6 protein-coding genes are annotated in these 9,883 nt (G+C 72.2%); 4 read left to right on the top strand and 2 right to left on the bottom strand.

Annotation, left to right across the window (positions count from 1 at the left end; genetic code table 11):
- Positions 1–775: 775 nt before the first annotated feature.
- Positions 776–3,163 carry an acyl-CoA synthetase gene (locus ACIQMU_RS17530; protein ID WP_402689157.1) on the bottom strand — a complete coding sequence of 796 codons (2,388 nt, stop codon included), beginning with the start codon at positions 3,161–3,163 and terminating at the stop codon, positions 776–778.
- Positions 3,164–3,408: 245 nt separating this feature from the next.
- A complete protein-coding gene (locus tag ACIQMU_RS17525) occupies positions 3,409–4,476 on the bottom strand; it encodes an AsnC family transcriptional regulator (RefSeq protein ID WP_352243035.1) in 1,068 nt (355 codons plus the stop codon).
- 221 nt (positions 4,477–4,697) lie between these two features.
- Here ACIQMU_RS17525 and ACIQMU_RS17520 point away from each other — a divergent pair, with 221 nt between their 5' ends.
- Genes ACIQMU_RS17520 through ACIQMU_RS17505 form a run of 4 tightly spaced genes read left to right on the top strand, consistent with a single transcriptional unit; the run spans position 4,698 to position 9,878 of the window.
- Entirely contained in the window at positions 4,698–6,266 is a 1,569-nt protein-coding gene (locus ACIQMU_RS17520) for an ABC transporter substrate-binding protein (protein WP_352243034.1), read from the top strand.
- Positions 6,266–7,261: an ABC transporter permease gene (locus tag ACIQMU_RS17515; RefSeq protein WP_402689156.1), complete on the top strand. Its 996-nt coding sequence runs from the start codon at positions 6,266–6,268 to the stop codon at positions 7,259–7,261. The genes ACIQMU_RS17520 and ACIQMU_RS17515 overlap by 1 nt, the downstream gene beginning before the upstream one ends.
- Positions 7,261–9,099 carry a dipeptide/oligopeptide/nickel ABC transporter permease/ATP-binding protein gene (locus ACIQMU_RS17510; RefSeq protein ID WP_402689155.1) on the top strand — a complete coding sequence of 613 codons (1,839 nt, stop codon included), beginning with the start codon at positions 7,261–7,263 and terminating at the stop codon, positions 9,097–9,099. Before ACIQMU_RS17515 ends, ACIQMU_RS17510 begins: the two co-directional genes overlap by 1 nt.
- Entirely contained in the window at positions 9,096–9,878 is a 783-nt protein-coding gene (locus ACIQMU_RS17505) for an ABC transporter ATP-binding protein (RefSeq protein ID WP_352243030.1), read from the top strand. The genes ACIQMU_RS17510 and ACIQMU_RS17505 overlap by 4 nt, the downstream gene beginning before the upstream one ends.
- Positions 9,879–9,883 lie beyond the last annotated feature (5 nt).

The following is a 9,883-nucleotide window of genomic DNA, read 5'->3' as shown; positions in this document are numbered from 1 at the left end:
GATTGGCGTGAACACGTCTTCCTGCTCTGGAGGTGGTAGTTGAACACCCGGAGAGCAGCCGGCCAAACCCGGGTTCCTGTGCGGAGACCGGCATGGTTGTGTCGACCGGCGGGGGGAAAGGTGCGCCTCGTTCTCGGACCTCGCTCGCTGTCGACGTGCGGGAGCGGAGCTTTCAGTGGCGCTGTGGCTTCGCGGACCATGATCGGCCCGGTACCGGCCACTGTCGTTGGTGACGCCCCCGACCGGGCGGTCGGCGCCTACCCCGCGGGTCGGCGCGAGGCAGTCGGGGGCGGGGGCTGACGCGCCGAGCGATCACCATCGACGACGAGGTGCTGAAGGGATCGGACCATCTGGCCGCTACCCACGGGCGCCTGCTCTCCGCGGTCACCCACCATCGTGCCGTGACTCTCGCCCAGGCGTAGGCCGGGCCGGTGATGGGGTCCCCCCCCGGTACAGCGCGAAGTCGTTGGCGTCCGTGCCCGAGGAGCTCCTCCGCATGCGTGCGGAGTGTTTTCGGCCGGCGGCATGGCCCATGATGTTGTTCGGACAGGTGGTGCGGGGCGTGACGGGTGAGCCGGCGTCCGGAGCCGGCGGTGGTGGAGCCGGTGGTGACATGGCTTTGGCAGCCTGTTCGCCGGCTGTCGGCCACGACGCTCGTTCGACGCTCCAGGCAGCCACACGCCCGTTCGCGACTCCGGGACGAAGGTGTTTCGCCTCGGCCGACCACCCCTCGGCCGGCCGGCCGAGGGCATGCTGTGGTGACGGCGGGGCGGCCTCACGAACCGCTGAGGTCGGTGAACGCCCAGTTCACGTCGTACGGGTCGAGTTGGGCGGTGATCCGGCGGCGCAGGCCGGGGTCGGCGACGGGAGGCAGGTGGACCATGGGGCGGCCGTCTGCCAGTTCGCACCGAATCTGTTCGTCGGCGACAGCGACGCCGAGGCCGGCCAGGGCCGTCGAGATCGCGCGCCGCGTGGAGTCGAGGCGCAGAGGGACCTTGGAAGGTTTGCCGACGTCGGTCACAGGCAGCGCCGGCAGAACGATGACGTCCTTGGGGGCCGCGGCCCGCTCGGGTACGTGCTGCGCGGCGAAGGCGATCAACGCGTCGGGTCCGGTGCCGGTCGTGCCGGGCCTGAGGGTGACGTAGGCGACGGGGACCTCGCCGGAGTGAGGGTCGGGGCGTCCGACGGCGCTCGCACCGGTGACGGCGGGGTGGGCGAGGAGGACGTCCTCGATGACGACGGGGTCTATGTTGTGGCCGCTGCGGATGATCAGGTCCTTCGCCCGGCCGAGCAGGTGGATGAATCCGTCGGGATCCACGCGCGCGAGGTCGCCGGTGTCGAGCCAGCCGTCGCGCACACTGCCGAGGGGGTCCAACCGCGGTCCGGTGTCGTCGTGGCCGACGACGTAGCCGGGGAAGACGGTGGGGCCGCTGATGGCGAGAATGCCGGGCTCCCCCTGCGGGAGGTCGTGCCAGGTGCCGTCGTTGTCGATCCGTACGGTCTTCACCCGCTGGTAGGGCATGCGCTGGCCCGCGGCCTCCGGGCGCCGGTGTTCGCGCAGGAAGCTCCGAGCGCTGCCGCAGGTGGCCTCGGTGAGTCCGTATCCCTGGCAGAGGGAGACGCCGGTGTGCCGCTCGAACGCCGCACGTACCGCCGGCGGCAGAGGCGACGCGCCGACGATCGCGAAGCGCAGCGAGGTGATGTCCGCGTCGAGCGGCACCTGGGCGAGGCGGGCGTAGACGGTCGGGACCGCGGACAGGGTGGCGATCCGGAAAGCCTCGACCATCTTCCAGATGACCGAGAACAGTGCCGGTTCGCGGTAGCCGAGGGGGCCGGTCCACACAGTGTGCTGACCGCGCAGCAGCGGTGCCAGCAAGGTGACGACCAGGGCGTTGACGTGGAACAGCGGCAGTCCGGCGAAGAGCACGGAATCGGAGTCGAGCGTGCTGTTGGCAGCGATCATCCACGCGTCGGTCACCTCGTTGGCGTGGGTGTGCGCGGCGAGCTTGGGGGCGCCGGTGGTGCCCCCGGTGTGGAAGTACGCGGCCAGATCGCCGGGCTGGGGAGGCACCACGCCGGGATGGAGTTCTGTCGGCTCGGCGGCGGCCGCGACGTGCAGATAGGCGACGTGGACCCCCTCGATCCGTTCCAGTTCGGGCGCGGGATCGGGTGCGCCGACGGGCCGCAGGGCGAACAGCGCCGAGCAGCGGAGCGATGCCGCCGCGGTGCGGGCCGTCTGCCATGCGTCGGTGTCGAGTTCAGGTCCGGCCGCGACCAGGACCCGTGCTCCGCCCAGCCCCAGAAGCCGTTCGGTGTGCTCGGCGGCGAGCGCTGGGTTGACCGGTGCGGCGCAGCCCGCGAGCTGGGCTGCCAGGAGGGCGGCGGGCAGCAGTCCGGCGTTGGGGGTCAGCAGGCCCACGGCGGTGGTGCGGCGGATGCCGTGCCGGTGGAAGAGGTTGGCGATGCGGTGTACTTGGTCGCGCAGTCGCCCGAAGGACACGGTCTCGCCGTGCCTCCACTGCTCCGCGCTGGGCAGCATGGTGAGAGCCGGCCGGTCGGGCCACAACGCGGCGGCGCGTGCCAGTACGTCGTACGTGGAACCGGGCAGGCCGCGGTCCTCGAGGGCGATGGACTCGATCGTCGTCAGGGCGCCCGGCTGGTCGTACACCGGCCAGAGCAGATCGGATTCGGGGGCGTTCACAGGATCTTCCTTTCGGCGGCGGGCTGGTTGGCGGGTGGGCGCCGGCCGCGTCTCTCGGCGTGGGCGGTGGCGGCGGCACTGCTCTCGGGGCTGCGGCAGGCCGTCCGCACTGCTCTCCGAACTACGGCAGGCCGTCCGCGATCTGCGCGTACGACCAGGGGGGGTCAGGGTGCGGCCCAGGATGGCGTGCTTCTCCTTGGCCGCGACCGGGATGCCCTCCAGCGGGCGGGGGGCCGGGCCGCCCCTGCCGAGGTAGCGGGCCTCGGCGTGCCGGGCCTGTTCCAGGGCCTCGTCGAAGAGCCGCTCGGTGAAGGCGTTGACGCGTGGCTCGACCTTCTCCGCACGTTCGACGACGGCCCGCATGAGTTCGACGGGCGACAGCGCACGGCGGGCGAAAAGCTGGAGGGCGTCGGTGGCGCTGAGGTGGACGAGGTCATCGCCGGCGGGAGCGCGGCTGGGCATGGGCGTGGCGTCCTTCCCGTGCGGAGGCTGAGGCCGTTCGGTAAGCCGGTCGGCCGGTAAGCCGTTGGTAGGCCGACCGGCTGTCGTCCGGCGGTGGTGTCAGCCTCAGGGGGACTGCCCCACCCGGCCTGCGGATTGCATGAATCCGCCAGGGCCGGGGGCGGTGTGCCGGAAAGCGCAGCTGCGGGCTTGGGAAGGGGGGCTCGGACGGGACCCGGAGGGAGGGCGATTCGGACGAAGGCGGTTCAGCCGATCGGGGCCCACGGGTCGACCGGGACGCAGCCGGTGCTGCGGCCGTCGTCACCGAGCAGGCGGCCCATGCGCTTGACCCAGCGCAGGTTCACGGCCCGGTTGCGTACGCGCACAGAGGCGATCCGCGCGGCGGCCTGGACCTCGTATCGACCGAGGTCGTCCAAGGCATGCAGCCACACCACGCTCAGCAGGTTCGCCTCGGCGGACACCGACGCCGCCATACGAGTGCTCCGCAGACGGCTCAAGGCGTCGCCCGCGGCCATGAGCTGAGCGGGCGGTACGGACATCCAGAGCGTCGCCGAGCTGCGCCAGCCCGCGTACAGCTGGGCGGCGTCGCAGCGCAGGACCGCTCTGCCGCCTTGGAGCAGCGAATGCAGCGACCGTCGCACCGTTGACTCCGGACGGCCCAGTTCGGCGGCGATCGAGGTGACGGAGCGGCGGCCGTCCTCGGCGAGGACGCGCAGCAGGACGCGGTCCTCGGGTGTGAGTGTGGCCGCGACGGCGGTGTGGGCGCCACCGTCCTCGGTCTCCGCCAGGTCGCGCCTCTGGTCGCGGGAGAGGGAGTCCATGCGCCACTCGCTGCCGTCCCGGTGCACGTGCTGTACCAGGTGGGTGCGCGTGGCGGTCACCACCTCGATACGGCCGAGGGCGAGTACGTACCCGCTCATCAACGACATGGTCGCCGTGGCCACCGTCAGGAGCAGGTCGCAGGATCCCGCCACCAGTTCCACGCTCATCGCCTGCGGGTGCCGGGCGAGCCGGTCGGCCAGCGCTTCCCGGGCCTGCGGCACGCACGACACCTCGATCAGGGCGAGGGCGCCGTAGGTGACCTGGGAGGGCGACGCATAGCAGGTGACCCACGCCTCACCGGAGTCCCGCAGCCGGGACCAGCGCCGGGAGAGCGTCGCCGCGTCCACGCCGAGCGGCCGGGCCAGCTGCGCCCAGGGGGCTCGGGGCGCCATCTGAAGAGCGTTGACGAGGGCGAGATCGAGTTCATCGAGTGTTCCCCGGGACGGGGTGGTGGAGGCCCTGGGGCCGGCGGGTCCTGCGAATCCATGCATGCGATCACCTTTCCGACGCGGATTCTTGCAATTGCGGGGCCGGGAGGGAAGTGGCCTGTTCTGTATGCCGCAACAGACCGCAGCACTGCCCGTGCTCCCCGATCCCGGCCCGGCCCGGCCCACGGCTCGTCCCACCGCCCGCCACGTCCCGCCCCGCACCGGTCCTCCGCCCCTCCCAGCCCAAGGCCCCCTTCTCAGCCCTCAGTCCTGGAGAGTCCTCCATGCCCCGTTCGCGGTTCCTCTCCGGCGCCATCACGGTTGCCGCCACCTCCCTCCTGGCCTCCGCCTGCACTACCGGGCCGACCGGCGGTCCGTCATCGAGCGGCGCCGAGGGCCGGGCCACGGTCAGGATCGGATTCACCTCCGACGTCACCTCGTTCGACCCGGCGAAGGGCGCGGGCTCGACGGACTACGCCCTCACGTCGTTGCTGTACCAGCCGCTGATCGGCCAGGACGACGGCGGTACGTTCGTCGCCGGTCTCGCCGACACCTGGACGTCCACGCCGACGAAGACCTCGCTGACTCTGAAGAAGGGCCTCACCTGCTCCGACGGGAAGGCGCTCACCGCCTCGCAGGTCGTCGCCTCGCTGAAGCGCTACCGGGCGAACTCGGCCGGCGCCCTGCTCACCTTCGGCGCCGCGAACACAGGGGAGAAGACCACGATCACCGGCGACGACGCGGCAGGCACCGTCACCATCACCACCGCCACCCCATGGGGCGAGGTCCTCGCCGGCCTGTCCGGCACCGCCGCCGGGATCATCTGCGAGGCCGGCCTCGACGCGGGCTCCGCCGCCCTCGCCCGGGGCGCCGTCGAGGGCGCGGCCACCGGGCCGTACGACATGGTGACGGCACGACGCGGCGCCTCGTACGAACTGCGGCTGCGCAAGGGGTTCAAGGCGTATCCGCGATTCGCCTCGACGCCCGCGGGGGAGCCGGCCGAACGCCTGCGCGTCCAGATCTCGAAGAACGAGTCGACCCTCGCCAACCAGTTGCAGACCGGCGCCCTCGACCTGGTCCCCCTCACCGGCACGGACGCCGAGCGGTTCACGGGCAACGCCGCGTTCACGGTCACATCGGCGCCGTTCATCCGCAACTACATCGCCTTCAACCAGCGCCCCGGACGCCCGGGCGCCGACCCGAAGGTCCGCAGGGCGGTCGCGCAGGCGGTCAGCGTCAAGGCGTTCAACAACGTCTTCGGCGGCACCGGACAGCCCCTCACCTCGTACGTGGACGAGAAGGCGGCGTGCGTCTCCACCGACGGCTCACTGCTGACCAGGACGGACACGGCCGCGGCGAAGCAGGCCCTGAAGGGTGTCAGCATCAAGCTGGAGGGGTCCAACGCGGTCGCCGGCGGCGCAGGCAACTCCTACGTCGCCGAGGCCCTGCGCGCCGTCGGCGCCGAGGTGAAGCTCACCAACGCCGACAACGCCGCCTGGGCCACCGACGTCACCGCCAACCAGGGTGACTGGGACGCCACCGTCTTCCCGCTGATCAGCGGCGCCCTCGCGCGCGGCGGCACCTACTTCCTGGGCCCCGGACCAGCCGAAGGCGGCCTCAACTACGGCGCGGTGAAGAACGCGGCCTACGCCGAGAACTACGTCGCCGCCACCTCCACCACGGACCGCAACGCCAAGTGCGCCGCCTGGCAGAAGGCCCAGGAGGCGCTGCTCAAGGCCAACGACGTGATCCCGCTGGCCACGGTCGACGTGCACTACGTCGCCCGCGAGGGCGTCTCCTTCGCGATGCCGGGCGGGTCCCTTTCCGTCTCCACCCTCCGGGTCACCGGCTGATGGCGGCGGCATCGCCCGTCGGGACGGCCGCGGAGGCCGGGCGCTCGGCCCGGCTCGGCCCGTGGGGCGCCTTCCTCGTCCGGCGTCTCGTCGGGCTCATCGCCGTCGCGGTCACGCTCGTCGCCGGTACGTTCCTGATGGTGCAGCTCATCCCCGGGGACCCGGCGCGCGTGGTCGCCGGCGCCGAAGCGACCCCCGCGGACGTGGAGCGGGCCCGCCACGACCTCGGCCTGGACCAGCCGCTGCTCGTACGGTTCGGCACGTACACGAGCGGTCTGCTCCGCGGCGACATGGGAACCTCCTTCCAGACGCGGGAGCCCGTGGCCGAGATCATCGGCGGCCGCCTGCCGTTCACCGCCGAGATCGCGCTGCTCTCCGTCCTCGTGGTGCTGGTGCTCGCCGTGCCGATCGGACTGACCGCCGCGGCACGCGGCAACCGCCGCACCGACGCTTCGTTCACCTTCGTGACCGGGACGGTCGGCGCCACACCCGAGTACATCATCGGCACCCTCCTCGTCCTCGGCTTCGCCATCGAGCTGGGCTGGTTCCCGGCGGCGGGCGCCGAGACCCTCGTGTCGATGGTGCTCCCCGTCGCCGCCCTGGTGCTGCCGGCCACCTGCGTCATGGCCCGCATCGTGCGCAGCGAGGCCACGCACGTCCTCGCCCAGGACTACATGCGGACCGCGCGGGGCCGCCGCCTGCCGCCCCTGCGCCTGTACGCCCGGCACGCCCTGCCCAACCTGCTGACCGCCACGCTCACCCTCGGCGGGCTGATCCTCGCCGGGCTGCTCGGCGGCACGGTCGTCGTCGAGTCCGTCTTCGCGTGGCCCGGCATCGGGCAACGCGTCGTGGAGGCGCTCCTCGTCCGCGACTATCCCGTCATCCAGGGCTGCGTCCTGATCCTGGGGCTGCTCGCCGCCCTGCTGAACCTGCTCGTCGACGTCGTCCTCGCGCTCCTCGACCCCCGCACCCTCGCTGGAAAGGGAGGCCGCTGATGCGCCGCATCCGGTGGAACGCACCCCTGGTCGTATCCCTCGCCGGCCTCGGACTGATCGTCCTCGTCGGCATCGTCGCGCCCCTCCTGCTGGAGGAGGAGGCGACCGCGCTGAGCGGTGCCGCCCGCGCGCACGCGAGCGCCGGACACTGGCTCGGCACCGACGTGCTCGGCCGCGACGTACTGGCGCGGACGCTGGTCGCCACCCGCCTCACCCTGGAGATGACCTTCGCCGCGACCGCGATCGCCGCGGTCGCTGGCATCCTGCTCGGCACCGGCGTCTGGGTGTCGGGACGGTGCGTCCGCGAGCTGGGCCTGCGCCTGATCGACGTGATGATCTCCTACCCGGCGCTCATCCTCGCGCTGGTGATCGCCACGGTCCTCGGCACCGGGCCCGTCGCCTCCGTCCTCGCGATCGGCCTGGGCGGCGCCCCCGCCTTCGCCCGCCTCACGGCGAACATGGCGGCCTCCGTGGCGCAGCGCGACTTCGTGACGCAGGCGCGCCTGATGGGCGTACCGCCGTACCGCGTGCTCGTCCGGCACCTCCTGCCGAACATCTCCGGGCCGCTGCTGGTACTGCTGTCGGTGGCCTTCGCGAACGTGCTCGTCGCCCTGTCCGGCCTCTCCTTCCTGGGGGTCGGCGTGCAGGCGCCGGATTACGACTGGGGCGCGCTGCTCAACTCCGGTCTGCAGTCCCTCTACACCAACCCCGCCGAGGCGATCGGCCCGGCCGTGGCCATCACCGTGACCGGCGTCCTCGTGGGCTTCGTCGGCGACGGCCTCGCCGCAGCGCTCGATCCCCGCGGTGGGAGGGCGAAGGCCGCAGCGGTACGTCCCACCGTCGTGGCCGCGCCCTCGCACCGGGCTCCCGCCGACGCCCTGGTGACGGTGGACGGCCTGGCCGTCGTCCTGCCCGGCGGCACCCGTCTCGTCGACGACGTCTCCTTCCACGTCATGCCCGGCGAGATCGTCGGCCTGGTGGGGGAGTCCGGCTCCGGCAAGTCGTTGACGGCGATGAGCGTGGCCCGGCTTCTGCCGGAGGGACTGTCCGCCCATGCGGCGCGACTGACCTTGGACGACCTAGACCTGGCCGCCCCCCAAGCCGACGCCGAACGTCTGGCTACGGAGATCGGCATCGTCTTCCAGGACCCGTCGTCCTCCTTCAACCCGGCGCTGCGGCTGGGCGGTCAGCTCACCGAGACGCTCCGCGTGCACCAGGGCGTGAGCGGGAAGGAGGCGCACCGGCGGGCCGTCGAGGCCCTGGAACAGGTACGGATCAAGGATCCCGCCCGGGTCATGAAGCAGTATCCGCACGAGCTGTCCGGCGGCATGCGGCAGCGCGCGATGATCGCCGCCGCGCTGCTGCCGGGCCCCCGCCTGATCGTCGCCGACGAACCGACCACCGCCCTCGACGTGACCGTCCAGGCCGAAGTCCTCGACGTCCTGAAGGACATCAACCACCGGCGTGGCACGAGTGTGCTCCTCATCTCCCACGACATCGGTGTCGTCGGCACGGTGTGCCACCGGGTCGTGGTGATGTACGCGGGACGTGTCGTCGAGGAACTGTCCGCGGCCGACCTGCGGGCCGGCCGCGCCCGGCACCCGTACACCCGGGCGCTGCTGGCCGCGAGCCCGCGACTGCGGGACACCGGCACCGGGCGACGCGCACCGCTCGCCACGATCCCGGGCCGCCCGCCGGCGCCCGCCGACCGGCCTTCGGGCTGCGGCTTCACCGACAGGTGCCCGGTGGCGCTCGACACGGTCTGCGCGACCGAACGCCCGCGTCCGATCGACGACGTGGCCTGCCATGCCGTACGACAGGAGGTACAGGCCGGATGACCTCATCCCCGCACAAGCTGGCCGTCGAGGAGCTGACCGTCGCCTTCGGCCACGGCCGACGTGCGCGAACCGTGCTGCGAGGCGTGTCCACCGGGGTCCGGGCCGGCCAGACCCTCGGCCTGGTCGGCGAGTCCGGCTCCGGGAAGTCGACCATCGCCAAGGCGGTCGTCGGCATCCACTCCGCCAGGACGGGCCGCATCCTCCTCGACGGAGAGGACCTCACCGGCCTCGGACGCAAGGAGCTCGCCGCGGCGCGCCGGCGGGTGCAGCTCGTCTCCCAGGACCCGTACGCCTCGCTCAACCCGCGCATGACGGTGGGTGAGGCCATCGCCGAAGCCGTCGACCCGCTGCGCGCCGACGCCAGGAAGCACGCGGCGACGGTCGAACGGTGGCTGGGGACCGTCGCGCTGGACGGCTCCGCGGCCGACAGGTACCCGCACGAGTTCTCCGGCGGCCAGCGCCAGCGCATCGCGGTCGCCCGCGCTCTCGCCGTGGGACCCGAAGTGCTGATCGCCGACGAGATCACCTCGGCGCTCGATGCCTCCGTACAGGCCGAGGTGCTCAACCTCCTCGAGGAACTACAGCGATCCCTGTCCCTGACGATGATCTTCATTTCCCACGATCTGGCCGTCGTCCGCCATGTCAGCGACGAGGTCGCTGTCCTGTGTCAGGGCGAACTCGTGGAGCAGGGCCCGGTGCGCGACGTCTACAACGCCCCGCAGCACCCCTATACGCGCCGTCTCCTGGCGAGCGTGCCGACATTCGAAGAGAAGGAGTAAGCGGC

The organism is Streptomyces sp. NPDC091649 (assembly GCF_044756785.1).
Lineage (GTDB): Bacteria > Actinomycetota > Actinomycetes > Streptomycetales > Streptomycetaceae > Streptomyces.
This window is presented reverse-complemented; position numbering and strand designations above follow the sequence as displayed.

Coding starts and splice junctions, on each gene's coding strand:
- ACIQMU_RS17505 (WP_352243030.1), top strand. CDS start 9,096: ATGACCTCATCCCCGCACAAGCTGGCCGTCGAGGAGCTGACCGTCGCC.
- ACIQMU_RS17515 (WP_402689156.1), top strand. CDS start 6,266: ATGGCGGCGGCATCGCCCGTCGGGACGGCCGCGGAGGCCGGGCGCTCG.
- ACIQMU_RS17510 (WP_402689155.1), top strand. CDS start 7,261: ATGCGCCGCATCCGGTGGAACGCACCCCTGGTCGTATCCCTCGCCGGC.
- ACIQMU_RS17530 (WP_402689157.1), bottom strand. CDS start 3,163: ATGCCCAGCCGCGCTCCCGCCGGCGATGACCTCGTCCACCTCAGCGCC.
- ACIQMU_RS17520 (WP_352243034.1), top strand. CDS start 4,698: ATGCCCCGTTCGCGGTTCCTCTCCGGCGCCATCACGGTTGCCGCCACC.
- ACIQMU_RS17525 (WP_352243035.1), bottom strand. CDS start 4,476: ATGCATGGATTCGCAGGACCCGCCGGCCCCAGGGCCTCCACCACCCCG.